The organism is Mucilaginibacter sp. GW822-FHT03E02, from assembly GCF_058801545.1.
Genome location: NZ_JBXANJ010000001.1, coordinates 4,887,060 through 4,913,831, shown reverse-complemented (window position 1 = coordinate 4,913,831; position 26,772 = coordinate 4,887,060). Strand labels below are relative to the sequence as shown.

The window sequence follows — 26,772 nt, the reverse complement described above, 5'->3', positions numbered from 1 at the left end:
CCGTCACAACATAAAATATTAATATCTCGTAAAAAGCTGTATGTTTAGTTTCAAAAATGTAACGCTCAAAATTTACCTTAGTCACTAACCAAATTTCAATTTTAAGCGAATTGAACTAAAATTATGAAATTTTACCCTTTCAGATTAGTTGTCACTTATTTTATTTTAATATCATGTTTCTTTTCCTTTGCCTGTAATAAGGCGCAACCGGTAAATGATACCAACAAAACTGTTTACATTAAAAATGAAAACGGCAAATATACTTTATACCGCCAAGGTCAGCCTTTTTTGGTAAAAGGGGCAGCGGGTTATACCAATCTTAAACGGTTAAAAGAAGCGGGGGGCAATACCATAAGGGTTTGGGATACCGTGCACCTGGCTAATATATTAGATTCGGCACAGGCCAACAATTTAGCGGTAATAGTAGGTTTGCCCATGCCGCCCAGCCTCCGGATGGACGAGTTTTATAATACAACGCAGGCTGCTGTTTTTACCGAAAAAATTACCGCTATAGTTAACAAATACAAAAATCATCCGGCTCTTTTGTGCTGGTGCCTGGGTAACGAGCTCACATTCCCGTTCAGGCCCCGGTTTAACCAGTTTTATACTGTTTTTAATAACCTGGTCGATGTCATTCACCAGAACGATCCGCAGCACCCGATAACCACAACGGTGATGACATTTCAAAAAGAAAATATCTTTAATATAAGGTACCGTACAAAAATTGATTTTATATCTTTCAATATTTTTGGTTCGATACAAACCTTAAAACAGGACCTGCAGGATTTTAAATGGCTTTGGAGCGGTCCGTTTTTAATAACAGAGTGGTCTGTTGAAGGCCCTTGGGTGGCAGCCAGCCAAAATGTATGGGGCGCTTATGTAGAAAATACCAGTACAAAAAAAGCAGAACAATATTTAGCCACCTATCGTAACTACATGCCGGTTGATAACCCGAGATTTTTAGGCTCGATGGTTTTTTACTGGGGACAAAAGCAGGAACTTACCCCCACCTGGTTTAGCCTTTTTGATGAGCATGGCGGGCAAACCGAAATAGTTAACGCCATGCAATATTTATGGACGGGAAAAAAGTCGCCCGCCAGGGCGCCTGATATAAAATACATGCTGGTGGAGAATAAAGGCGGGCGCGATAATATTTTGCTTAGCCCCAAAACCACCTCTTTCGCTATTGCATACATGAATGAGCCTGGCACTGCTAAACTGACCTATAAATGGCAGCTGTTTGCCGAGGACTGGTTTAAGCCAAATGGTATTTTTAACGATAAGCCGTTAAAGGATATCAAAAACGCAGTTACCGAAAATAATGGGCCTATAATTAAATTTAAAGTACCGGAAACCGAAGGCCCATACCGCTTATACGTGTATGTATATAACAATAACGGCTATTTCGCCACTGCTAATGTCCCTTTTTACGTGCTGTATAATCCATGAATAGTAGTAATATAAAACCACCTTCAAAAAAGCAATTGCTTAATTTAAGGCTGATGATAGTGATAGGGCTGGCCTGCATGTTTTTTTTCATGTATAGCTTACTTCACGAATCGGTTATTGGTTATAGGCCCCTTTACTGGCTGCTTATTGTAACCTTTGTTTATACCTTTTTTAAGGTGATTTATGAGTGGTACCACTATTGGTCTATCAGCGTACCAGCTACGCCGCCGGTTACCAGGCAATATACGGTAGATATTTTTACAACATTTTGCGCGGGCGAGCCCTACGAAATGATTTTAGAAACGCTTACCGCCATACAAAATATAACCTACCCGCATCAAACTTATTTATGCGATGAGGCCGACGACCCGTACCTGAAGTCGGTTTGCGAGCAATTGGGGGTACACCATGTTACCCGTATTAAAAAAATAAATGCCAAAGCGGGTAATATCAATAATGCTTTGGCGCAATCATCAGGCGAGTTGTGCCTGGTGCTTGATCCTGACCATGTACCTTTCCCCGAATTCCTTGATCCTATTGTGGCGCATTTTGATAATCCCGAAATAGGGTATGTGCAGGTAGTACAGGCGTATTATAACCAGCGCATTGGCTGGATTGCAAAGGGCGCGGCGCAACAAACCTACCATTTTTACGGCCCCATGATGATGTGCATGAACAGCTATGGTACCGCCCAGGCTATTGGCGCCAATTGTACCTTCAGGCGCACCGCGCTGGAGTCAATAGGCGGGCATGCCGCGGGGCTGGCCGAAGACATGCATACCGCCATGCAATTGCACGCCAAACAATGGAAATCTGTTTATGTGCCGCAGGTACTTGCCCGCGGCCTGGTGCCTGCTACTTTATCAGCCTATTATAAGCAGCAAATAAAATGGTCGCGCGGGGTTTTCGAGCTACTGGTTACTTCATATGTAAAGCTGTTTACAAAATTTACCTGGCGGCAAAAAATTCATTACGGGTTGCTGCCCCTTTTTTACTTATCGGGTTTTATATTTTTAATCAATTTTTCTATCCCTATTTTATCGCTGTTCATGGATGTGTATCCGTTAAAAATGGACTTTTCAGAATTTTTGGTCATCAGCATTCCTTTTATTACATCGGTTGTTTTGATAAGACACTTTGTACAGGAATGGGTAATGGAGGATAACGAAAGGGGCTTTCATGCAGTTGGCGGACTGTTACTCATCGGCACCTGGTGGATTTTTATATTAGGTTTTGTATACACCATCATCCGTAAAAATGTTCCGTACATCCCAACCCCTAAAGATGTTAAGGACGAGAAAAATTTAAAAAACAACCTGCCTAACATTGCCGTGCTGGTGGTGTCACTGGCGGCCATAGCTTATGGCCTTTATACCGACTGGAGCCCGTTTACATTTTTCATGTCGGCAATTGCGTTGTTAAATTGCATGTTTATGGTATTTATGCTGATAGCCAGTTCTGAGCTTAAGCTACAGATGTATTTGGGCAACCATAGCACCATGTTCAATATTGCAAGTAACGTAAAAACCGGAAAAAAATATTTTTGGCTGCTACGAAGAAAGATTTATACCGGCGTACGAAAAGTAAGCATGATACTTACGGTACTTGTTATCTGCATCAGCGTTTACGTATCAAGTAAGGACAACGATGATGATGCCGACATGGGTAATATCAACTTTGAAGGAGTGCATAACGGCGAAAACTCCATTATTAAAAATACGACCACAGATACCGCCGGTTTATGGCAAGTTGTTAATCAAAACAGATTGTACGCCCCCGTTGCAAGGCCGGCTTCATCTACAGATAGCGTTAAAGCCGAAAACGACAGGCTTGCCGAAGTGAAGAAGATCCTGTTAAATCCCCGTGTATTTACAGATGTTCAGGGCGTTATTTATCCAAAGGGCCACTATTGGTATAAAAACATATCGCCGCTCACAAAAAATATAATCGTCAATGATTTTGACGAGATGCGTAAGGCTGGTGTAAATACCGTAAAAATATACGGGCCCAATATTTACGATCACTCTACTTTTGAGGCTGCCGCGCAACATGGGCTTAAAATTCATTATAGTTTTTGGATACCCGATGCCCAAAACTTTATTGATGACGCTGACAATTTAAACGACCTGGCCTCGCTCATCTTAAAAACCGTAAATAAAAACAAAACCAATACCAGTATCACCGCCTGGAATTTGGCCAATTACAGCTACCAGCAATTAAACCGTTTTTATCATGCGCCGCAAATATTTTATGCCCGGTACCGCTACATCAGGTGGTTAAAACATTTGGTTAACGATATTAAACTTGCAGATCCGGCACGGCCCGTAACGTTTGATGTACTGTCGGTACCTGAATTGGCAACCACCGTAAATTTACTGCACGCCCAAATACCGGCCATAGATGCTTTTGGCCTTATTGTTAAGGATAAGCAATCGTTAAAATATGTTACCACCGGTATCGGCGCCCCTTACTTTATGAGCAATGTAAATCCAAAAGGTTTACAAAAAGCCGTATGGCCACGAACAGGTGTTTTTTATGCCAGCTGGCAGGACCAGCAAAGCGGTTCGGTTACCACTTTTGATGGGTTGAAAGATGTATGGGGCCGCAACAAGCCTTATTTGTATCAAATAAGCGCAACCTGGCACGGTAAAATACCTGGTAATGATTTGCCACCGGTAAGAATTTTAAGACCTGCATTAACAACTACCACAGGCGCCTTATTACCTTATAGCGCGTTGGTATATGCGTATGATAAATGGAATGTTGCCACTTTTTTAAAAACCAACCTGCGTTTTGAATGGTACCTGGTTAAAACCAATGCGCTTGGCACAGCTACTAATATGAGCAAAGTTGGCGAAGGCCCCACCGTTTATGTTAATATACCGCCAAACAACAACAGCTACCGTTTATACATGGTGGCTGTAAACGGCACCAATGTCAATGATGATTATGTTACATTAAATACTCCACTTAAAAATTAACAACCTTGAAAAGTACCCGTTCAAAACGTTATTTATTTATTGGTTTGGGCATTGTGTTGCTGGGTTTGGCGCTTTGGCTGCTTAATCCGCTGTACCGTTCTTATTATCTTAACATTTATTACCCGGCCGATGACCGTTTACTTGCCGTTTTTAACGCTAACAATCCGGGCAGCGATTTGCAGCCGGGTAATGTAGCGGCATATAAGGCAGTTTGGCGAAACAACGCGCTATGGTCGGACAAGGGCGATATTGAAAACGAGCTGGCAAAGCACGATGTAATGTTAACTGTTGAAACGTGGCTATCGGGCGTAAACTATAATACCGATGTGTTAACAGAGTTAAAAAAAGGAAAATTTGACGACCAGATACGCGAATTAGCGTCCATCATTGTAAAAGCACCCCACCAGGCATACATCCGCTGGAACCCGGATATGGAGGTGCCTACAAATTTTTATCCCTGGCAATATCAATCGCCGGCATCGTACATTACCGCATTTAATTATTTTTCAAAAAAGCTAAAGCAGTATGCACCCAAGGCTAAAGTAGTGTGGAGCCCATCCGGCTATCCCGGCGATACCGAATATTGGCCCGGAAATAAAAATGTTGATTATGTAAGCATCACCCTTGGCAGTCCATCTGAATACAGCCTCAATTATTTCCCGATGGTGAAAACACCACAGGAGATGATGAGGCAGAAACTGCACCGCTTACGGTTTATTAATAAGCCGGTTTTAATTGTGGACGTTTGGAACATTACCAAAGGCGCTTTCAATGCATCATGGCTGGCCGAGGAGAAGGCCTACATTAACAAATACCGCCAAACGGTATATTCGGATAGCAATTACGCAGATAGCTGCAAACCCAAATCTGCCAGGAAAGCTTTGATGGTTGGCGTTTTTGACCCGAATAAACGATTGCTTAATCAAAAAGCCATCAGCGTTGAACATTTATTTACCGATTTGGGACAAGTAGAGCGCGGCGAATTTGAAAAAAGCTTTTTAGAAGTTACAGGCCGCCACCATGACGTTATTGTTACCATGGAGCCCTGGAAAGATGTTGCTCACAAAGCCGATACCCTTACTTTAGAAAGGATATTGAATGGCACTTTTGATCAGCAGATTAAAACGTTATTCCGCATTATTTCGGCAACCAACCAAACGGTTTATTTGCGATGGATGCACGAAATGGAGATCCCGATTCACCGTTACGCATGGCAAAGCCAGGATCCGGTTACCTACATTGCCGCTTACCGTTATTTTATGCAGTTTAACGGCGGGCCAGGCAAAAATGTAAAAAAAGTTTGGGGCCCTGCCGGCGATAGGGGATCAGCTGATTTTTGGCCTGGCAGCGATGTGGTTGATTATATAAGCATTGCCATTTATGGCCTGCCCGATAAAAACATAACCGACCAGGATAAGCAGGAAGCCTTCAGCAACATCTTTAGCAGAAAGTATTTCCGGATGAGATTTTTGGATAAACCCTTATTTATAACCGAGTTTGGCGTTAAAGGATCAGAGAATTTTCAAGACAAATGGCTTGCCGATGCCGCCAAAACAATAAATGCCAATCCGCATGTTTTTGGCGTGTGCTACTTTAACTTATATGATAACCCCAAAGCCTGGGGCAGCATTAAAGCCCCCGACTGGAGCATGACCCCCAAATCTATGGCCAAATTTTGCAGCCTGTTGAAACAGTAAAATAAACGCAAAAATTAATCGCGCAATTTTACAACATTTTTTGTGGCTCCTGCAGCAAATGATAAAGCAACGCCGGCTTTTGAAATATCACCGCCATCAATTTTAATATTGCTGCTGGCGGCACCTTCAACATGCATAAAAACAGCTGCCTGGCTAAGCACACGCGTTGCGGTTAATAAAACATCCTGCGTATTAATCAACCGCAACACCGATTCGGCATCTTTATTACCCTGGGCGTTCAGGCCATTTATTGCGGCATCTGTTACCTTATCAAAAACCAAGGCTGGCCTTAGCTCGGGCGTGGCAACTTCAAACCTTACGTTATTCAGTGTAAGGCCCTGAGCATAACGCGCATATAAACCATAAGCCGGAAAAACCCCATCGGCATAATATTCGCCCGCATTTTTAGGCACATCGCGTACCGCCGCGTCTTCTGCCGTGCCCCCTCCGGCAAAGGTGATATGAACATCATTAAAGCTGATATTCTGAAGTAAAAAACCTTCGGCGCCATTAATGGCTATACATGATTTTATTTCGCCGGGGTGGTAATTGCTGGTGAATTCGGCATCGGCAAGCTGAACGGGCACAACAACATTGGCGTGAATGCCATTGAATGATATATTACGCGCAATACCCGGGTCATCTACCGAGCCCATGCCTATTGATATGGGGCCGGTTACCTTATGCATCACCAGGTTGGAGAACGAAATATTTTCCATCCGCGAGTGGCGCTCGCAGCGCATTTTTATAGGGCAGCCATAGGCTTCTAAAATAATGCAGTTGGAAATTGTAATATTTTCGGCAACCCCGCCGCCAAAACGAAAAACTGACCACCTGGTACTGAACGTACAATTGGTGATGGTAATAAACTTGCAGCTGCCAAACAATGCGCAGGCATCATCCTGCGATTGTACATCGCAATTAACCATATGAACATGCTGGCAACTGATGAAATGGAAACCATCATTATTATGGATTACCCGGCCGCGGATATGGATCCCATCGAGTTTAACATAACTGCTTTGGATAATCCGTACTGAATGGTAGGCACAATCTTTCAAAAAAATATCATTAACAATAACGTTTTGACATTGGTAAAAAAGCAAATGATAAGGGCGGTGATTGCCGCTGATACCCGCCGGCGAAGGCGCTCCTTTTGTGGGGCTGCGGAATTGCGCACCCTGCCCGTCAATAGTGCCTGGCCCTTCCACACGAATATTATCGGCTTTTACCGCAAATAGCAGGCCTACATTGCCATCATTTAACGTGGTATCGCCTGTAAGCGGGATGGCCTGTGCAGCGTAGTATTGTTTACCATCGGCGCTGCCCAATAACTTACCTTGTGCGGCTATGTGCAGGGTAACATTGCTTTTCAGTTCAACCGTGCCTATAACAAACACCCCGGCAGGCACCAGTACCGTGCCGCCCTGGTCTTTATTGCAGGCGTCAATAGCAGTTTGCAGCGCCTTGGTATCAAGTGTTACGCCATCGCCTTTGGCGCCATAATCCATAATGTTGTAAATGCGGGTACCCAACAGCGGGTCGGCTTTTTGGATATTTGCAGGTTGTGCATGCAAAAGCGCGGGTGCGGCGGCAATTATGCCTGCGCCGGCAGAAGCTTTTGTAACTGTTTTTAGCCAGTTGCGTCGTGAAAAATTATCGTCGTAAGTTTCCATTGATCATCAGATAGTAAAGTGTTTCTCAGGGCCCGTTGTGCGCGTTTAACCGGTTATAATTGGTTGTTAAGGGTCATTGGCCAAATCAAAATTAAGTTTATTTTTATGGGGATATCAACCACTTTTTGGCTAAACAATAATCCGGATTGTCATTTATCCGGCCAGTCTTTTGTTTAAAAACAAACAATACTATCTTTATTTATAAAATGACAACTTATGACCTGGAATACCAATAGCCTTTGGGTGGAAGCAGCCGTTGTGTCCGTCTTTTTTCTGCCCGGCAATATATTTCTTGCCCATTTTGAGGAGCGAAGCCCCGATTACCGCCGGCACGGTAGCCAACAATGAATGGCGTACCTACATCAACGAAATTCGCAGTAAAAAAGCCACCTGAGCAAGTGTGCTTTTATTAGGTTGTGTTCCAGAGCCGCGCGGAGGTTTGCTACTTCAACTCAGAATTTCTTGCTGTTAATGATTTCCATAAATCCCTCCCTGAATTTTTCGCTGACGGGGATTCGTTTATCGGCAATATAAATATGGTTATCCTCAATTTTGCTAAGCTGTTCATAGTTGATAATATAGGAATTATGAACCCTGATAAATGGCGGATTAAGCTGCTCTTCAATATCTTTTAAACGCCGGTATATCAACAATTGTTCGCCGCCGGTTACCAGCCTTACATAATCCTTTTCGCCCTCAAAATACAGTATATCCCTTAACACTATCCTCCTTAATGTTTTACCCGATTTTACGAAAAAAAAATCCTGAGCCTGCACGGCATCCGGCTGCTGCTCCGGTTGGGGTTTTACAAAATAAGCCTCTACTTTTTGTACCGATGACAGGAAACGTTTTAAGGTAATGGGTTTCAGCAGGTAGTCGATGGTGTTATACGTGTAGCTTTCCGCAGCATATTCTGAATAAGCTGTGGTGAAAACAATCCTGGTTCGGGATGGCAAAAGCGCAGCCAACTCCATGCCGGTAAGCTGCGGCATATTAATATCCAAAAAAATAAAATCAACCTGGTTTGTTTTTAAAAACGCAAGCGCTTCCAAAGCGTTATAGCATTTAGCTTTTAACTGCCACCGGGTGCTTTGTTTCATCAGCAATTCCAGCAGGTCAACCGCGTCTGGTTCGTCATCAATAATAATGCAGCTTAAATTCATTGGAGCGGTATTTTTAGCAATGCGGTGTATAACCCGCCCGTAGTATCAATATCCAGTTCAAAATTCGAACCATATAGCATGGAGAGCCTTTTGGTTAAGTTGGCTATCCCAAACCCCTTTGATGGCCCGGTAACCGTTGATGCAATTGTACGATTGCTTGTTTTAAAAAGCAAATAGCCTTCCTTTTGGACCAGCGAAATATTCACCTCATTTTGCATGAGCGACTTATCAATACCATGTTTGAAAACATTTTCAACAAAGGTCATGAGCAACATAGGTGGGATACGCAGTTCGGGGTTATATGCCTTCTCGAAATTAATGGTAGCGCCATGCCTTATCCGGATTTTTTCGAGTTCCATATAGTTTTCAATAAACGCCACTTCGGTATTTACCGGTACTATATCTTTGGGGCTTTCGTCAACAAAATAACGCATGATATCCGATAGCCGCTCTATTAACCCGGCCGATAAGGGATCAACCTTATACACTTTATAATAAATGTTATTTAACGTATTGAACAGAAAGTGCGGCTGCACCTGCGATTTAAGCAAATTAAGTTCGGCCTGGCTTTTTTGCAACATTATTTCTTCCGTTTGTTGTTTAAGGGCAAAATAGGCAATGGATATCCGGAAAACCAGGCTGAGAACATAGATAAGTATACCGCCAGGAACATAGCCAAGCAGTGTGGGCAAACTTAGCGGCGCTGTTTTCATCAATGCATAATGCTGGTATAAGGTTATTAATGCGTAGCCCCGCAAAATCCCCATAACTAACAGAAAAATTACCACCAGGGTGCCATACCAAATAAATTTGCCCTTCTGATAAAATACAGGGTATAAAATAAGAATGTTGCCATAAATAATAACGGCATACGATGTTGTGTTGACTACCGTATAGATAACCGATTTTGGCAAACCATCCATCGGTAACAACGAAAAGAAAATTAACAGCAGTACAGCCACCCATATCAGCACCTGGAGCTGAATAATGCCCGGTTTGTACCTGGATATTTCCATCAAATTTTTTTGTTTTTAAATTGGGGAGCCAGCAGGCAGCATTATGAATGAATTATCTATTCTTACTGCATGCGGGCTGCTCCTATTCAAAAATACCAACCTTTTTTGTTTTCGGGTACTGTTTTACATCGTTGGGGTATTTTCCGCGGTAATTGCCGCAAAAATTCAGGTAACCGGGGTATTACGGATGGTTTTTGGGGTGCAATAAGTCTTATCAATTTAAAAGCATCCCAAGAGTTGCATCTTATTATTCTTTAGCCTAAAATTCAGGAACCGGATCCATTGGATATGGATAAACCAGCAAGGGTACTGTAGTATTTGCAGCAATTTTTTTAGTAACGCTCGATTTAAAAAAGAAATCAAGCAGGTTGCTTTTCCGGTGAACCATCACCAGCATATCCGGCTTTTGGCTTTCCAATACCCAGGCCAATCCCTTTTTTACATCTTCGCTGGGGAAATTGCGATAACTAATGCGTCTGTAATCAACCTTAAGTACCACCTCCTGCATAAACGAATTTTCTGCTTTGTTATGTTTGGTATCTGCGGGCAACTCGGGGTTAACATTCCCAATCACTATGTTGGCCGCATATTGATGCGCCAGGCCTGCTACTGCATTTATATATTTAACATCGTTAGGATCCAGGTCGCTTGCAAAAATAATCTTTTCAATATTTTCGACAGGGGCATTTTCAGGAATCAGCAATAAGGGCAGTTTGGTATCGTCAATAAGCTCGCGGCAATTATTACCTAAAACAAATGTAGAAACGGTGTCGGCCGCGTGGGTACCGGCTACCAACAGCACAATATTTTTATTTTCATCCAATACTGCCATTGCATTTACAACCGGGCCTTCTTCGCACCTGCAGGTAATAGCGGGCATAAATGCACCTGGTAAAGGCCTTTCGTGGAGGCCGTGCTTTAGCTTATCGCATAACTTTTTTAAAGTTTTTTCAGCATCTTTTTTTATTTCTTCGTACTCATAAACGGGCCAGGCCAGCTGGGCGGCGGCCATAGGTACATCTGCCGGCACCAGGAATGCATTAAACAGCAAAACATCTGCTTTTATTTTTTTGGCCAGGTGCAGGGCATATTTGGCTATATGCTCTGAACGCTCAGAAAAATCGATAAGTACGGCTATAGTTTTCATGATGACTCAACTTTAATAAGATATTATAAAGTTGGGTAAAAGCTTTGGGCCAAAAAATGAGCCCCGTCACTTAAAAGCTTGTCCTCCATCAATATCTGCCATAAAGCAAAACCCTGAAACAAAAAAAGCTACCTGCTTAGCAGATAGCTCCCGTAATATATGATGGACTTTTGCAAAAGTCGGGCTTATATGCCAATTACACTGCGGCCCATACCGGCGGCTAAGATGGCTTTGTTTTCAACTAAATGGGTTACAGCAAAGTTGCTGCTTTTAACATTCGACTGAATTGCCCTGTTAAGGTTTAATTCTTCTGTTGCGCCTTTCAAATCTGCTGTCGCGTTATCTTTTACAGTTAAGGTAGTGCTAAAAGCATCTAAGTTTAAACTGGCTGCCGCGTTGTTATGTAAATCAACGTTAAATTCAATTTTTGACAGTTTACCAAAAGATGTTACGGATGAGTTATCAAATACCGAAACTGAACGCAGGTCGGCAGCGCTTACCCAAACTACCAGCTTTTCGGTGGTATAAGAGGCAATACTTAATACACCATTTTTAGTTTGAACCAAAGCACGTTCGGCATAGTATTTATTGTAAACTTTTACCTGGTCGCGGGTGGCATCAGAGATGTATAACTCTACATTACCACGAACTTCTATTTTATTGATGGTGCTGATATCATTTAATACAGTGAAGGCATCAATTGTTAGTGACCTGGCATAGGTTGATTTTGTTAATCCTAACACAACAACAAACATTGTGATTACGGATAAAATTTTGGTTTTCATTTTTCTATTTTTTAATTGTAATTGTTAATTAATTGCATTGCTTATCTATAAATGCAACCAAAAAACGGGGCCAATTTTAACCCGATATTGTCGCCCTGTGGGGTTGTATATTGGTGTCCTGTTTTCCACTGCAAAGGTGTGATTTCCTGGCATCATAATATTCATCTTAGTGTAATAATTACACTATTACATCAAACGGGCTCCACCCTGCATAAAAACCAATTAAACAAGTGATTATCATCATATTATACAATATTCATAACTTTTACCATGCTATATAATGTTGTTTATACCAGCATCCTATCCCTCAAAAACAGTTTTCAGGCGGCGTAAAATGGCGTGGCATGCTGAGTTTTTTCACGGCGAATAGTGCGTTTATGATACACATCGGGCAGGCAAATACATCTTGGTTAGCATGAACCGCACCAATCACAGGCCTATACTGGCCCTGGCTAATTATTGAGCTACAACAATAGTAGATTTGGCTACGCCGTGGAATCTCCGGATGCATACCTTTGAAGTGACAAAATAAAGAGCGGTGAAGATGCTTAGTTAGGAAATTGCCGTTGCCTTTTATTAAAATTAAGTATCTTGTGATATGCCAAATATGCAACCCAGGCGGTTTAAAACCATAAGCGAGTTTCACCAGTTCAGGGGTTTGCCTAAGCCGGAGCATCCGTTAATAAGCGTTATAAACTTAGAAACCGTTACCCAGGTACCCGGCGCCGAAATGAGCATGGTAAAAGATTTTTATTCGGTTGCATTAAAAAGAAATTTTAACGCGCGGATGAAATACGGGCAGCATGATTATGATTTTGACGATGGTATTATGTTTTTTATGGCGCCCGGCCAGGTTTTAAAAATTGAGACCGATTTGAATGCCGCATCAAATCAGTCCGGTTGGATGTTATTGTTTCATCCCGATTTTTTGTGGAACACGCCTTTAGCTAAATCAATTAAGCGCTATGAGTATTTTGATTATTCGGTAAAAGAAGCCTTATTTCTGTCGGAGAAGGAGGAAAACATAATTGGAGGTATCATGCAAAACATCCGGCAGGAATATCATTCAAACATCGATAAGTTTAGCCAGGACATCATTATTGCTCAAATTGAATTATTGCTCACCTACTCCGAACGGTTTTATCAACGCCAGTTTATCACCCGTAAAATAGCAAACCACCAGGTTCTTGATCGTTTGGAAGCTATTCTTACCACCTATTTTGGCAGCGAGGCCCTGGCACAAAAAGGACTGCCTACGGTTGCTTACGTTGCCGAAACACTAAATGTATCGCCCAATTATTTAAGCGGCTTATTAAAAACGTTGACAGGACAAAGCACCCAGCAGCACATTCACGATAAGCTGATAGAAAAGGCAAAAGAAAAACTATCCACTACCAATTTATCAGTAAGCGAGATTGCCTACGAATTAGGGTTTGAACATCCCCAATCGTTCAGCAAATTATTCAAAACAAAAACCCATTTTTCGCCGCTGGAGTTCAGGCAGTCGTTCAATTAACGGAAATATGGGAAAAATAGGTCAGATTGTTTTTGCTATAACAAATAAGCCCAACGTGCCTCGTCAAACCGGCGGCACTCTTAGTTGACGTACTTTTTTATCTGACAAGGGTAACAGTTCCTTTTTGACGTGAGCTTGTACCATCGGGCATATTATAGGTGGCAATCCAATAGTACTCGCCAAACGGAGCCTGTTTGCCTTTATAAGTTCCATCCCAGCCCTGGTAAATACTGGGCGACTGAAATAACTGATTACCCCAGCGGTTATATATATAAAGTTTAAAATTGAGGGGGCTACTTTCCTGGTTCGGCCTAAAAATATCGTTTACACCATCTCCGTTAGGGCTAAACGCGTTGGGGAAAACCACCGGTTCGCATTCATCCTGTGTTATATCAATATCAATTTCATCTAAAATACACCCCTGCTGGTTAAGTATAATAAAATGATTAGGTCCCGGGGTTAAGCCTTTAATTGTTTGATCAATTGAAAATACATCATTGTCATGTTTAACTTTTACGGCACCTTTACTGTCTCCATTTATGCTGAATTTTACTTCGCCGAGTAATTTACAAACTGCGGCTTTAACCTTATAAATAAGGGCCGGTTTATCTAATGTAAAATCAGGAACTACTACCTGCTGTTCCTTATGATCACCTCCAGACGAGTTAATTATTAAGGTGTAAGTACCCGGTGTCAGAAAATCAAATACCCCTGTACTATTACTCACGTTATTTAGGGTATAAGTGTAAGTATCCGGATGGTTTTGGGTAGTTACTTTTACATTGGCCTGTCCGTAGGCATAGCACTCCGGCTGCACTTGTATATTATTTATGGTGATAGGTGGGCAATTATCCTGCAACAAGGTATAATCCTTTTCATCAGCAATACAACCATTTTGGTTTATGATAGTAAAATGGTAGTTACCCGCTGCTAAACCTGTAAATGTATGATCAAAAGTAAAAATCTGGCCGTTGTACTTTATGCTGTAGGCTGAGCCAACCGAACCCGCATCTAATTTCAGGCTGCCTTTTGCATCACATAAAGGTTTGGTTTCAGTAAATTTTATAGTCGGATTGCCTAACGTAAAATCAGGGACTGTTACCTGCTGTTCTTTATGGTCGCCGCCTGATGAGTTGATTATCAGGGTATAGGTACCCGGCGCCAGAAAATCAAATACTCCTGTATTATTACTTACATTATTTAAAATGTAAGTGTATGTATCGGGGTGAGCTTTAGTAGTTACTTTTACACTGGCTTGCCTATATACACTACATTCGGCTTGTATTTGCACGTCTGTAATGGTTATGGGCGGGCAATTATCTTGTTGCAGGTTAAAATCTTTTTCATCGGCTATACAACCATTTTGGTTCAGAATAGTAAAATGGTAGTTACCGGCAGCTAAACCGGTAAATGTATGATCGAAAGTAAAAATCTGGCCGTTGTATTTTATGCTATAGGTAGCAGAAGCTACGCCTGCATCAAGTTTAATGCTGCCTTTGGCGTTGCACAGGGGCTTTGTTTGCGTAAATGTAATAACCGGGTTTTGAAGCGAATAATCTGGAACTTCAAAATTCATGCTTGTGGCTTTGTTCAATCCGTCTGATTCTACCACTACGGTATAGTTACCTGGGTTCAGATTATTAAATACCCCTGTTGAATTAGTTGTTCCATTTAAAGTATAAGTATAATTATCTGTATGGGCCGGGGTTATCACTCTTATACTGCCCTTGTTATAAACATCGCACTCTTGTAATATCTGTTTATCAATGTCTGGTATTGGCGGGCAATCGTCCTGTGCCAGGGTATAATCCCGCTCGTCAGTTACACAGCCATTTTGATTTAATATGGTAAAATGATAATTGCCGGCTGCCAGGTCGGCAAAAGTATGGTCAAAGCCAAAAATCTGCTCATTATACTTAATACTAAGTGTTGCATTTGCGGCACCGGCATCAAGCTTAATACTTCCTTTTTTTGAGCAAATGGGGTTAGTTTTAACAACGGTTATAGCCGGGTTATTACTTGTGTAATCCGGCACTTTCAGCGTAACCTCATTTGGCGGTTCTGTGCCATCTGATGAAATTCTTACTGTATAATTACCCGGTGTAAGATTATCAAAAATACCCGTTTGATTGCTTTGCCCGGTATTTAGTTTATAAGTGTAATTACTGGTATGTGGCCCGGCAACCACTTCCGCGTGTCCTTTATTAAACACGTTACACTCCTGCCGGATGTTTACATGATCGATGTTGATATACTGTACAGTGCCTGCTTCCGAGTCACTCGCGGCATCCAAAGTTTGATATGGCAGCACACCAACAATACCTTTAATAACCCTTTTCTGCATATCAAGCTCATAAATCTGCCGTACGGGATATTCAGTAAAAGCATATACTTTAATCACTCCATTTATAGACGCGGCTGTTAAACTGTAAATACTTTCGCCCGGTATGGATATATATAATTTGCTTAGCGCAACATTCGCTAAGTTGATTTTCGCTATACCCTCGGCCGCGGCCATGTATAACTCATTGTTATAAAACATAAGATCGCCCTGGGCAGAATAAGGCATAGTCCCTATAAAAATGGTCAATCTTTTAACCGGGTCATATGAATATAACAGGTTACCAGTTGCGTAGTATAATATCCCCTTCTTATCAACGGTAAGCGCATTGCCAAAACCTCCTGCTCCCAAAAAAACACAATTGGTAATGGCAGGTGAATTGCCACCCGTGATATCGCCAACAAACATCGCCGAGCTGTTGCTGTAATATATTTTATTACCTAATATAGCTATAGAAAAAAAATCACCTGCTCCGCATCCTTCAACTGATACAGACACAGGCCCCTGGGGTGTTAAGGTAACGCGATGAAGCCGCAAGGGCTTAGTATCATATGCCGCTATATAAAATTGCTGACTATATCCTTTTAACAACGTTAAAAAAAAGATAGCAAAGCAAATTAATATGCCTTTAATATGAAAAGCAACAGTATTGGACAAGGATCGATTTTTATACACAAATATAAAAAATTACCCATCGGATATTACCTTTTTATAAACTAATAGCGCGCATATTTCATATTTCTCCACGATAATTCTATATACTAAAAACATATAACCCGGTTGACTTGCCCACCCGGGTTAACGCATCCGCCTACTGTTACTCTTTCAACAGGCTGTAAAATTGGGGCATAGAACCGGAGACATGCTCCATGTCATTTTGATACCACTTCACCATGAATTGCGGTACCATCCCCACACGCAAAATACAACCTACCCCTGGTTTAGCGCTTTTACATACTGGTTCAGTTTTTCCAAATTCTGCTTCAATCCTTCATCAGCTTTAAAGGTTTTTACAACTTGTATAAATTGTTCATGTGTTTCAAAAAGCATATGCCAGCTAAGATGGGTTTGTTCGCCCCTTGCTTCAAATTCAATGGTGGCAACAAACTTAGGACTGCTAACATGTTCATATACTATTTTTTTGAACGGGATAACCTCCTTAAATATACTTTTGTTTTTATAATCAGTTCCGTCGGGGCCATGCATTACCAGGTCCCACTCGCCTTCGGGTTCAACATCCATTTTACTAATGGTGTTTGTAAAACCGTTTGGCCCCCACCATTGGGCAATATGCTCTGGCTGGGTCCATACTTCCCATACCAGTTCAACGGGGGCATCTAATGTTCGGGTTAGGCGTAATTCGCGGTCGGCAGTGTTACTTTTTGTGTTTTCCATTTCGTTCATTTTTTAATTGTACTACATAGTTTTCAAGATTATCTAATTTACTTTCCCAATGCTGGCGGTACTGGTCTATCCAGGCCGATACCTCGCCGAGCTGATCGAGCCGGGCTTCGCAAAACCTGTCGCGTCCATGCTGCTTAACGTTAATAAGGCCGCAATCGGCCAGGATCTGGATATGCAACGATATGGCCTGTCGTGTAACATCAAAGTTTGCGGCTATAGTGTTCACATTATGCGGCTGCGTAGCAATCATGTTAATTATGGCCCTTCGGGTAGGGTCGGCTATGGCCTGGTAAACGTCTCGTCTGGTTTTCATTATTCGCAAGTACTTACTTGCAAATATAAGCGCAAGCATTTACTTGCGCAAATGTTTTTTTAATTAGATTTGAGATGTCAGATATGGGATTTGAGACCCTCGAACAGCGGAATCTGCGGGCAGCGGCCTGAAAATATATGCCATTGCTAACTGTCTATAACCACCACCCAAATCATTTTTTACTTTTGAATTTTAACTTTTAACTTAATCATGGGGTACGCCGCTGGTAGAAGCGGCGCCAGGCTATCCACTCATACGCCTTCAGGCATTACGCTCATTGGCCGGTACCCGTTTCTATCCTTTACGCAAGCTGCAGGTATATAAAAACACCCGGATGAAATTAAACAGCCGGGAGTTGCATATATTCAGTGAAAATACAGTAGGTATAAACTACAAGCATAGCCGTTCGAATACAAAGACATTCGAACAGCGACAGACTAAGAACAACTGGGGAGATCGAACAGCGGAAGACTACGGATAACTGGGGGCACAACTCGCAGTAGCTGGAGGGTTATTTAACAACCAATAAGGTGAACTTTCCAATAATGACCTTTGGAGTTGAATAGCCATGATCCCCAGCTTGAACTTTCCAAACAATTGTGTCGTTTGTGGGAAGCTTGTTAAAATCAGTCATCATTGAACTACCATAGCCACCATAAAATGTGCTGTCTTCCTTTGCTCCAATCAGCCAATTGTAGTCTATACCTTTTAAACTTTTTTTATCCGAAATAACAATTAATGTATATCCTTCGCTATCAATAGATGTTTCTTGTGTATTGAAGGAGCCTGTATAAGTCCATTTATGTTCCAGCCACGCTGATTTAACATATACTGCTAAACTATCATTTATTTTATAGGGATTTTGGGGTGGCATATACCCATGCACAAAAACACCTCTTTTTTTAGATTCCCCCATATCCGCACTTATCCCTTCCATTCCTTTGCGCATATGGAAATTGAAGTTTTTAAATTTTGGAATTACGAATAGGAATATTATTACAAGAAATAAAAAAAGAAATAACCAAATTTTTTGTTGCATAAATATGTTTTTCAAACCTAAGATAATACGTTTCATATTGCTTATTTATTTTTTTGGTGGATCTGGAAATTTAGGTGGTGATAATGATCCCGGTACCAAAGGGACTTGTATTGGCCAACAACAGGCACAAGTATTTGGATGCTTCTAAATTGAACGATCAATTTAGTGTTAACTATGTTAAAATACAAAAAAATGATTATTAAGTATTTACAAAAAATATATTTGAAATGTGTTAAGTTATGTTAACCCAATTAGCTGCGTTTGCCCTGACGGTACCAGGCTGTTGTATGTTAAAATATTTTTTAGCCAGGCAAACAATTAGCTGAATACCATATCTTTAACTATCTCGAAAAATGTACCGGAAATTCATCTCACTTTTACTGTTGAATGGTGTGTTGCTTGTCGCGCACGCACAAAAGCTGGATAAAATCCGGCCGGCTTATATTTCGGTAAAAGATGGCTTGCCTGATGCCACTATCAATACAATTTGCCAGGACGATGATGGCTTTTTATGGCTGGGTACCAGCTACGGCTTAAGCCGGTACGACGGGGTTGAGTTTAAAAATTTTTATCACTCCAAAACAACAAGCTCGCTGCCGGGCAACAATATCATCTCCATACAAAAATTACCCGGGCACCGGTTACTGGTAGCCACCTCAACCGGCTTATGTGTTTTTAATACCAGGGTCAATACATTTAATAACCTGCTGGTGCCGGCTTCGGCAAAAATGTTCCCTTTCGAAAATAATTTTTATATCGCATCGGTAGATAAGCAAAATAATATATGGGCGGCCTCGCAAACCGGGCTTTATAAGCTTGATCAAAACCTTAACGTCCTTCAATTTACCAGGGGGGCTAATGACCAGGGAGCAACCTGGGTTATGTTCGTCGAAAGCATCCACCCCCTACCCAACGGGAGCGTTCTTTTCAGATTGGTGAAGGGTAAAAAAACTCAATATCATATTTATACTCCCGCAAGCAATAAAATTATTCCGTTAAACCAGTTAAAGAGGTATCCCCTATCGGTGATAGATAGTTTAAATGTCAGGGATATCGCATTTGATAAAAAGGGTAATTCGTGGTTTGTAAAGCATATGGTTGATAGTATTTTCTTTTTTAACTCAACATCAGGCCAGGTTACTTCCTCGGCCTTCAATCATTTGCCCGGAAAAGGCCAGATATATTATAACACGCACATCAACCTGCTAAACAATGGGCTTGCAACCTGTACCCTAAGCGATGGGGGACTGGCATACTGGAATACCGACGCATCGGCCTTTGGGCGTACCGGTTTTAAAAGCGGCGTATTACTACCCAAACAACATGTGTTTTGCACGTTGTTTGATACCGAAGGCAACCTTTGGGTGGGCACTAACAATGGTTTATATAAGTATACGCTCATGGGCAACGGGGTTTCTACAGCTGAGCTGCCGGCCTATAACACCGAAGATCACCGGGGGATAGATCTATCGGGCATTTTTGTGGTTAAGGGTCATATTTTTTTAACCACCACCGGCGGCGGAGTGTTTTATACCAGCCAGTTTAATACGCCATGGAAGGAAATATTAATAGGGGAAACTACAGGCGTAAATGACACCTGGAATATCAGGGCTGCGGGAGGGGATAAATTTTGGATAGGTACACAGAGAGGCATATATGAATGGAAAAAAGGTATGGCCAGGCCCCGGCCTGTAAATGTACCAATGATTGGAAAATGCCCGGTAATTACCCAGTTTACCGACAACGAAAACTTACTTTGGATGGGCCTTGGTGAAGGGAATGGACTTGCCGCTTATAATTTGGCCAACAATAGCCTGCAGCTTTATTCAAAAAAAGACAAAAAAAACCAACTGCCCATCAGGTTCCCCGTTTGTATTGCCGAGGATGAATTTGGCGATCTGTGGATGGGCGGTACCGAAGGCCGCGGGCTGGTAAAATGGAGCAGGGCCAATCATCAATTTGCATTGTTCCCCCCGGCTTATAATACCGATTTTGATAATGGGGTTATCAATACCATCTATGCAGATGGCAGGGGCAAAATATGGATGGGCACTAATGCCGGCCTGGTGAAATTTGACATCAGCAGCCAAAAGTTTAAAAAGATTGATATGCCCGAAGCCCTATCATCAAACACCGTTTACAGCCTGGCTACCGACAATAAAGGCCGCCTGTGGATTGGCACCAAAAACGGATTAAACTGCATGGAGCCCGGCACCGGTCACTTTTTTTTATTTGGCGGTTATTACCCATCGTCAGAAGATCCTGTGTTAAGCGTAAAGTACGACAGCACCGTAGATAAGATATATTTTAATACTGCTCATATATTTTACAGCGCGATACCAAACCAATTGCTGCGGCCGCGCCGGGCCCCGGGCGTATTAATTACGGCTGTAACTTCGTCGGGTAACAATTTAAATCCGGCCCAAAACATTAGCCTGCCGGCCAATGATAATAATATCAGTATCGCCTTTAGCGCGGTTAACCTGGTTGATGGCATGCAAAACAGGTATTATTACCGGCTTAACGACCTGAGTAAAAATTGGATCTCGGCGGGCCGCACCCGGCAAATATCGTTTTCGAATCTGCTATCGGGCAATTACATTTTCAGGGTTAAAGCGCAAATGGCTGATGGTACCATGAGTACAAACCAGGCCATCTTGTTTTTTTCGGTGCAAACCCCTTATTATAAAAGCTGGTGGTTTATTGTTTTAGCCGTAACAACCACCGGCGGCATCATCTACTCCATCTACCTTAATCGCATCAGGCAGGTGCTGCGCGTTCAGGCCATCCGCAATAGTATCGCCACAGATTTACATGACGACATTGGTTCAACCCTCAGCAACATCAATATACTTACCGAACTCAGCAACGCCAACCTATCGGCGCCAGAACAAGCCCGGAGGTTTTTGAAACGGATAACCGAAGAAGTAAACGCCTCCAACCAATCATTAGATGATATTGTATGGAGCATAAACACCCTTAATGACAGCTATGAACAAACCGTGGCCCGGATGAAAAGATATACCGCCGAATTGTTTGAAGGTGCAAACATTGCCTACCATTTCCACTTTGACGAGAAGATAGCCAGCAAAAAGCTGCACATGGAAAAAAGAAAAGATATTTACCTGGTGTTTAAAGAGGCGGTAAACAACATCTACAAACACGCTGCCGCAACGTATGTCGACATCAACCTCCAGAGCCACCAAAACCATTTGCAAATGATTATTAAAGACAATGGCAAAGGCTTTGACCCAGCACAACCTACGGCACGTAATGGTATAAAAAACATGAAAATACGATTAGCAAAGTGGAAAGGGAGTATTTCAATTTTGTCGGCCAGCAATGAAGGTACTTTACTTACCATTATAATACCCCTGCTTTAATCACTCAAAAGAGTGATAGGCCAGTTAAATAGTAAACTGTAATTTAGCACTTATGCCGGTAAGTATAGTTTTATTTGAAGATAATGACCGCCTGCGCGAGTCATTGGCCTACCTGCTTAACAGCGACCCTGAATACGCGGTTAAGGGCGATTTTGATAATTGCAACCAGGCGGCAGAAATTATACAACGCCTTAGCCCCGATGTTGTGTTGATGGATATAGATATGCCCGGCAAAACGGGTATAAGCGGGGTTGCTATGGTAAAACAGGCCCGCCCGGAAACTGCCGTGATTATGTACACTGTTTTTGAGGATGACGAGAAGCTTTTTCAATGCCTTTGCGCTGGGGCCAACGGTTATTTACTAAAAAAAACACCGCCTGCCCGGCTATTTGATGCCATCCGCGAGGTGTTGGATGGCGGGGCACCTATGTCGCCCGTAATTGCCAGAAAAGTGCTGATGTCATTTCAGCGAAAAACTGATAACCAATATAACCTCACTTCGCGCGAAACGGATGTGTTGCAGCTTTTAATAAAAGGGAACAGTATTAAAATAATAGCCGATGAGCTGAATATGGCTTTTGACACCGTGCGCTCGCACCTCAAAAAAATATACCTGAAACTGCATGTAAACTGTGGCAAAGAAGCCATAGCCAAAGCGCTGAAAGAAAAAATATTGTAATAAGCCAATCTGGTCAACCAGCACCCAATTCACTCAAAAAGAGGATTGACCGTCATCCTAAATATGCTCAATTTCATGGGTAAGTAAACGCAGCTTTAACATCATAAGCTAAAACGTCAAACTATACCTTATGAAAACAAAACTCACCTATTCCATTTGTATACTTTTTGCGCTGCTTGTTATTTTACCCTCCTGTAAAAAAAGCAGCCCGGTAATCATACCTGTAAAAATACCTGCGGTTAATACCATCAGCCCTGCTTCCGGCATTGCAGGCACTGTCGTCACTATCAGCGGAGTAAACTTCAGCGCTACGGCCGCCGATAATACCGTAAAATTTAACGGAACTGCTGCAAGTGTTACATCGGCTACCGCAAGTACTTTGGTTGTAACAGCGCCCGCGGCTGCCAGCACCGGGGCCATAACCGTAACCACAACCGGCGGTACCGCCACCGGGCCGGTATTTACTTATTTATTGGCACCAACAGTTGCCACAATCAGCCCTGTTTCGGCCAAAGCAGGTGCTGCCATAACAATCACCGGGACAAACTTTGACGCAACTGCTGCCAATAACACCGTAAAATTTAACGGCGTGGCAGCGGTTATTACATCGGCTACAACCACCAAATTAGTGGTTACCGCGCCGGCCGCGGCCACCAGCGGGGCCGTAACCGTAGCCACTTCGGGCGGAACCGCCACCGGGCCTGTATTTACCTACATTGTAGCGCCAACTATCACGGCAATTAATCCAACGTCGGCTGCCGAAGGCGCGTCTGTAACCATTACCGGGACTGATTTTGATGCCGTAGCCGCTAATAACACTGTTAAATTTAACGGTACTGCCGCCAGCGTTACCACAGCAAGCACTACGCAACTGGTTGTTAAAGTGCCAACCGGCGGCAGTTCAGGAAATATAACCGTTACCACCGTTGGCGGCACATCTAACGGCATAGCTTTTACATACATCGTAGCCGGCCCAAGTGTTTATGTACTTGGTTCCGATATCGTCAAAGGCTTTGGTTATTGGAAAAACTCATCCTTCACGGCCATAGCCGATTGTACAAACCCTTACGCTATGGTGGGCTCGGGTACCGATATTTATGTAGCCGGGCCTGCATCTACCAATACACCAACCTATTGGAAAAATGGCACAGCTGTGCATCTATCTTCACAAACCGGGTACACGTTTTCGATAGTTGTTTCGGGTACCGATGTTTATTGCCTGGGCCAGGTTAATGGGGCTTACAATGTCTGGAAAAATGGCACGGCTACCCAGTTAACAACTACAACGGTCACTAATATTGGCGGCTCGGGAACAAGTAATTATTTAAACAACGCTTTAGCCGTGAGCAATGGCGATACCTACGTCGCAGGGTCACAATACCTGGGCAGTTCTACCATTTTAAAAGCAACTTACTGGAAAAACGGCACACCAATTGACATAACCGATGGCATACACTCGGGTAACGCGCTGGCCACGGCAATATGTGTTTCGGGCGGCGCAGTTTACGTGGCCGGTACTGAAGAAATAAGAGACCCTGCTACGGGCGGAATCATAAATAAAGCACCACGCCTCTGGAAAAATGGTGTTTCCGTCCCATTAACCACACCAGGCAACAGTTTATTCAACAGCATTTCCAGCATACTGGTAGCGGGCGGTAATGTATATGTGGGCGGGCAATACAATGGGGCGGGGGCAGTTTGGAAAAATGGCACCATGCTTACTCCATCGGCCTATGCAGTTGCCGAAAACGTTTCTTCGCTGTTCTTATACAATAACACCGATTTATATACCGGCGGCGCATCGTCATCATCGGGCGAAAACGGCTACTGGAAAAACGGCAGTTTTGTTGAAATGGATCCCGGATGCACGGTACTGAGCTCAAGCTGTGCGCGTACATCGGCTAACCAGGTTGTTTCTGTATATGTTAAATAAATTAGTGTTTAAGTTAGCACAATACGTTATTCCAACTGCCTTCAGTAGCCCCAGCCACCCCGATAGTTATCGGGGCGGCTGGGCAGTAATTATAAACTACAAACATAGCCGTTCGAAGCCGGAGACATTCAAACAGCGGTAGACTACAAACAGCAGGCTTATACAGCTGCCCCCACCCCCGGCAACATTTTTTTGAATTTTGAATTTTGAATTTTGAATTAACAGAGAGTTCCCCCCGCCGGTAGAAGCGGGTAGTTAGTATCAATACAAGAGGGTTTCGGGAATTGGACAGGGGCAGGTTTTAGGTACTTGCTGAGGGCAGCCTCCAACAATTATCCAAATATCAGCAAGCAATCGTGTTTTAACGATATATCGCCGCGCTGTTATAAATTAATATTAGTTAATTATTTGATTTTAAGCTATTTGTGTAATTGGCATTTGTTTGGTAATCATCGGTGTAAAAAGCAAAACACATTTACACTTAACACCATTACCATGAACGCATTATTTGTACTTACCCACATTACCATGGCTGTATGCCTATTGGCCGTGGTATATGTATCCGTGTTAAAGAGCGCAAATCCGCAACAAGAAATAAAAAGATGGGTTGTGCCTTTTGCCTCCTTTAAATTAAAACCTGTCCGGTTAAGCCGGCTCCAGCTTTATCGTGCGGCCGTAGGGCTTATTACGATAATTATGAGGTGGCGTTACGCCGATGCTCCCAGGTTACCGGCATAATTTTAAGGAGATGCGCTTTGGTAAATTTGTTGCCTGGCTGGGGTTGACAGCTATTTATTAGCCACTATTTTAAATACGCTCCTGGTAACACGCTGAAATATGGTGGCATCTTCGGTAATAATTTCGGCCTCGGCTATCATGCCTTGTTTTAAATGAATAGGGCGTTTAATATTTATCGGCTTGCCCACTTTAAAATCAACTTTCGATACAAAAACACTGTCGTTATAAGGCACCTCGGCAATGTAATTTATTTTACCTTTTATTAAGCCATACTCCTCAAACGGGTAACTCCTCAGTTTTATCAGTACCTGCTGCCCCTCCTTAACTTTTCCCATATTATCTTGCGGGATGTCCATTTCGCCAAAGAAAGCTTCGTTGCCGGGGTTTACATAAAAAACTTCCTGCCCTACGCTAAGCACCTGGTTTTCCTGGATAATGCCCGGAAACGATATTTTACCTGCCTGGGATGCCCTGAGAATATATTTGTTTTCCCAATCTTCGGCCTGGCTTATTAAACTGTTGAGCGACTGCCTGAACCTGGCTTTTTGTTCACTAATCTGGTTATCCAATTCCAAAATTTCTTTTTGTTTTCCTGTGTAATTGTTATTGGCGGCAACCAAAGCCGACTCTGTTTGTATCAATGGCGATTTTTGGGCCAAAAATTTGGCCTCTTGTTGCCGTAATTCAGACTGGGTTTCTACTTTTTGATCTGCAAGCTTTTTATGCATTGCATACTCATCATCTGCAAGTTTAAAATTACGTTGCTGGATGGCCTTGCTTTGTTGTAATTGTCCTGTTTGCCGGTTGATATCGGCAAGATCTTTTTCAAGATACGCCTTCTTTTTTAGATAAAATCCATTGTTAACGGCCGATTGATAGTTAATAAAATCCTGGTAAAAAGTTTGATAGGCAGTTTGAAGTTCGCCCAGTGCAACGCTGTTTGCCTGCATAAAAAGGCTGTTATTAATTGGTTTACCCGTGGCAATATCATTTTGTAGCATCGTTAAATTTTGAGCAAGGTGCATTATTTGCACATGATTGCCCGTACTCTCAATGAATGCCAACGGCTCGTTTTTTACAACCAGTTCATTTTCGTTCACCAAAAGCTTAACCAGTTTGCCCGGTATCTTTGCAACAACCGGCTTTGGCGAATTGGGTGATTGAATTTTTAACCTTGTTTTAATAATATCCGGGTATTTGATTAATGCCGCCAAACCAATTAATAAAATTAATATTGCAAAAAACAGCGTAATGCCCCAACGTAATATCCATGATGGCACGGCGGTTATAATATCCTGCATATCATCGGCATGCCTTTGCGGCAGAGATTTTAAAGCTATAACATTCCCCAGTACGGTGTTTTGGCCTTCGGGCGGAGTTTTTAAAACAATAATGCTCTTCGAGCCATCAGTTTTCTCGGGTGGTGGAGTTTCAAATACAATTGAAGGCATTTGTTTTACGTTGGCTTTTTATTTGTTTAATTATTTAACATGTGGAATTAGCATCTTGTAA

General features: G+C 42.4%; 19 protein-coding genes. 9 read left to right on the top strand and 10 right to left on the bottom strand.

Annotated elements, in window-relative coordinates; genetic code table 11:
* Positions 1–123 precede the first annotated feature (123 nt).
* The 3 genes from AC1RM2_RS20350 to AC1RM2_RS20340 are packed head-to-tail and all read left to right on the top strand — an operon-like array spanning position 124 to position 6,127.
* Positions 124–1,449 carry a glycoside hydrolase family 2 TIM barrel-domain containing protein gene (locus tag AC1RM2_RS20350; protein ID WP_492986989.1) on the top strand — a complete coding sequence of 442 codons (1,326 nt, stop codon included), beginning with the start codon at positions 124–126 and terminating at the stop codon, positions 1,447–1,449.
* Positions 1,446–4,430 carry a glycosyltransferase family 2 protein gene (locus AC1RM2_RS20345; protein ID WP_492986988.1) on the top strand — a complete coding sequence of 995 codons (2,985 nt, stop codon included), beginning with the start codon at positions 1,446–1,448 and terminating at the stop codon, positions 4,428–4,430. Before AC1RM2_RS20350 ends, AC1RM2_RS20345 begins: the two co-directional genes overlap by 4 nt.
* Before the next feature lie 5 nt (positions 4,431–4,435).
* Positions 4,436–6,127: a glycoside hydrolase family 26 protein gene (locus AC1RM2_RS20340; protein ID WP_492986987.1), complete on the top strand. Its 1,692-nt coding sequence runs from the start codon at positions 4,436–4,438 to the stop codon at positions 6,125–6,127.
* A gap of 14 nt (positions 6,128–6,141) precedes the next feature.
* On the opposite strand, the gene AC1RM2_RS20335 is transcribed toward AC1RM2_RS20340, so the two are convergent.
* Positions 6,142–7,803 carry a glycoside hydrolase family 28 protein gene (locus AC1RM2_RS20335; RefSeq protein WP_492986986.1) on the bottom strand — a complete coding sequence of 554 codons (1,662 nt, stop codon included), beginning with the start codon at positions 7,801–7,803 and terminating at the stop codon, positions 6,142–6,144.
* A 216-nt stretch (positions 7,804–8,019) separates the two neighbouring features.
* Between AC1RM2_RS20335 and AC1RM2_RS20330 the strand changes: the two genes are divergently transcribed.
* Positions 8,020–8,151: a hypothetical protein gene (locus tag AC1RM2_RS20330; protein ID WP_492986985.1), complete on the top strand. Its 132-nt coding sequence runs from the start codon at positions 8,020–8,022 to the stop codon at positions 8,149–8,151.
* 104 nt (positions 8,152–8,255) lie between these two features.
* On the opposite strand, the gene AC1RM2_RS20325 is transcribed toward AC1RM2_RS20330, so the two are convergent.
* The 4 genes from AC1RM2_RS20325 to AC1RM2_RS20310 form a co-directional block, all read right to left on the bottom strand.
* Positions 8,256–8,966, bottom strand: a complete 711-nt coding sequence (locus AC1RM2_RS20325; protein WP_492986984.1) for a LytR/AlgR family response regulator transcription factor — start codon at positions 8,964–8,966, stop codon at positions 8,256–8,258.
* A complete protein-coding gene (locus AC1RM2_RS20320; RefSeq protein WP_492986983.1) occupies positions 8,963–9,982 on the bottom strand; it encodes a sensor histidine kinase in 1,020 nt (339 codons plus the stop codon). The genes AC1RM2_RS20325 and AC1RM2_RS20320 overlap by 4 nt, the downstream gene beginning before the upstream one ends.
* A gap of 259 nt (positions 9,983–10,241) precedes the next feature.
* Entirely contained in the window at positions 10,242–11,129 is an 888-nt protein-coding gene (locus AC1RM2_RS20315) for a universal stress protein (protein ID WP_492986982.1), read from the bottom strand.
* Between the two features lie 185 nt (positions 11,130–11,314).
* Positions 11,315–11,914, bottom strand: coding sequence for a GIN domain-containing protein (locus tag AC1RM2_RS20310; protein ID WP_492986981.1), 600 nt, complete (start codon positions 11,912–11,914; stop codon positions 11,315–11,317).
* 598 nt (positions 11,915–12,512) lie between these two features.
* On the opposite strand from AC1RM2_RS20310, the gene AC1RM2_RS20305 reads away from it, so the two are divergent.
* The gene (locus AC1RM2_RS20305) at positions 12,513–13,430 is read left to right on the top strand and encodes a helix-turn-helix domain-containing protein (protein WP_492986980.1); all 918 of its coding nucleotides are present in this window, start codon (positions 12,513–12,515) and stop codon (positions 13,428–13,430) included.
* 97 nt (positions 13,431–13,527) lie between these two features.
* Here AC1RM2_RS20305 and AC1RM2_RS20300 read toward each other — a convergent pair whose 3' ends face one another.
* The 4 genes from AC1RM2_RS20300 to AC1RM2_RS20285 form a co-directional block, all read right to left on the bottom strand.
* Entirely contained in the window at positions 13,528–16,269 is a 2,742-nt protein-coding gene (locus tag AC1RM2_RS20300; protein WP_492986979.1) for a T9SS type B sorting domain-containing protein, read from the bottom strand.
* A 432-nt stretch (positions 16,270–16,701) separates the two neighbouring features.
* Positions 16,702–17,166 (bottom strand): SRPBCC family protein, encoded by a 465-nt coding sequence (locus AC1RM2_RS20295; RefSeq protein WP_492986978.1) that lies wholly within the window; start codon positions 17,164–17,166, stop codon positions 16,702–16,704.
* Positions 17,147–17,488: an ArsR/SmtB family transcription factor gene (locus AC1RM2_RS20290; protein WP_477383594.1), complete on the bottom strand. Its 342-nt coding sequence runs from the start codon at positions 17,486–17,488 to the stop codon at positions 17,147–17,149. Before AC1RM2_RS20290 ends, AC1RM2_RS20295 begins: the two co-directional genes overlap by 20 nt.
* A 511-nt stretch (positions 17,489–17,999) precedes the next feature.
* Positions 18,000–18,563, bottom strand: a complete 564-nt coding sequence (locus tag AC1RM2_RS20285; RefSeq protein ID WP_492986977.1) for a hypothetical protein — start codon at positions 18,561–18,563, stop codon at positions 18,000–18,002.
* A 317-nt stretch (positions 18,564–18,880) separates the two neighbouring features.
* On the opposite strand from AC1RM2_RS20285, the gene AC1RM2_RS20280 reads away from it, so the two are divergent.
* From AC1RM2_RS20280 to AC1RM2_RS20265, 4 genes are all read left to right on the top strand, one after another.
* Complete coding sequence (locus AC1RM2_RS20280) at positions 18,881–21,910, top strand: sensor histidine kinase (protein WP_492986976.1); 3,030 nt, start codon at positions 18,881–18,883, stop codon at positions 21,908–21,910.
* Between the two features lie 52 nt (positions 21,911–21,962).
* Positions 21,963–22,589, top strand: coding sequence for a response regulator (locus AC1RM2_RS20275; RefSeq protein WP_492986975.1), 627 nt, complete (start codon positions 21,963–21,965; stop codon positions 22,587–22,589).
* A 130-nt stretch (positions 22,590–22,719) separates the two neighbouring features.
* Positions 22,720–24,522 carry a beta strand repeat-containing protein gene (locus AC1RM2_RS20270; protein ID WP_492986974.1) on the top strand — a complete coding sequence of 601 codons (1,803 nt, stop codon included), beginning with the start codon at positions 22,720–22,722 and terminating at the stop codon, positions 24,520–24,522.
* 495 nt (positions 24,523–25,017) lie between these two features.
* Positions 25,018–25,260, top strand: coding sequence for a hypothetical protein (locus AC1RM2_RS20265; protein ID WP_492986973.1), 243 nt, complete (start codon positions 25,018–25,020; stop codon positions 25,258–25,260).
* Between the two features lie 50 nt (positions 25,261–25,310).
* On the opposite strand, the gene AC1RM2_RS20260 is transcribed toward AC1RM2_RS20265, so the two are convergent.
* Positions 25,311–26,711, bottom strand: coding sequence for an HlyD family secretion protein (locus AC1RM2_RS20260; RefSeq protein ID WP_492986972.1), 1,401 nt, complete (start codon positions 26,709–26,711; stop codon positions 25,311–25,313).
* Positions 26,712–26,772: the final 61 nt, after the last annotated feature.